Here is a 610-nt window from a genome sequence, read left to right as displayed (position 1 = left end):
GTCGCAGTGCCAGCACAACACCATCGCGCCAGCACCGTAACGATGTATGACGGTTTCGCTGTGATGGTAGTCACCATGAGGCCACTGGCAGGATTTAACATGACGCAGGAGCCAGTCAGACAGTGCACCAGCGCCGCCGGCAGCACGAATCACCCGCTCATCGCTGAAAAATGGCAGCAGAGATTTGTCTTCCGCCAGCGGCTGGCGAACGGCAGGAACGACTCCGGATGGCAGACCTCGCATGCTTTTTGGTTCCGGCTCCACCAGCACACGCCCCTGCATAAACAAAGGCATCGCATCAGGACCGGGCCTGAAAAGTACAATCCCCAGACGGTGAGCAATTTCAGGAGTCACTAATACCCGCACGTTACCTCCAGATGCGTTGCTGGAATGTGCGGGACGGACGCGGTGGGCGTTCGGAATAAGGGAGTCTGACGTAGATTATCCAGTGACGATAATCGAGGGTGAGGGCTTTCCTAAACTCATACCCACGTCTGCGGTAGTTCTGAATCAGCCATTCGGCCTGTTCTTCAGTGCAGGGGTCATGCTGGAACCAGTCAGATTTGAATGCGTGAGAACGCCGCCCGTGCCTGCTGGCACGAACGGTATC

At 56.7% G+C, this 610-nt stretch carries 1 protein-coding gene and 1 pseudogene; both read right to left on the bottom strand.

Features of this window, described 5'->3' with window-relative positions:
* Positions 1–366, bottom strand: a pseudogene (locus EQY_RS0122855) (DUF968 domain-containing protein); the annotation flags it as partial.
* A 1-nt stretch (position 367) separates the two neighbouring features.
* Positions 368–610: hypothetical protein (locus EQY_RS0122850; RefSeq protein WP_038809333.1), on the bottom strand; the 243-nt coding region annotated here is incomplete at its 5' end.

This window comes from Escherichia sp. TW14182, from assembly GCF_000208525.1.
Classification (GTDB): Bacteria; Pseudomonadota; Gammaproteobacteria; order Enterobacterales; family Enterobacteriaceae; genus Escherichia; species Escherichia ruysiae.
This window is presented reverse-complemented; position numbering and strand designations above follow the sequence as displayed.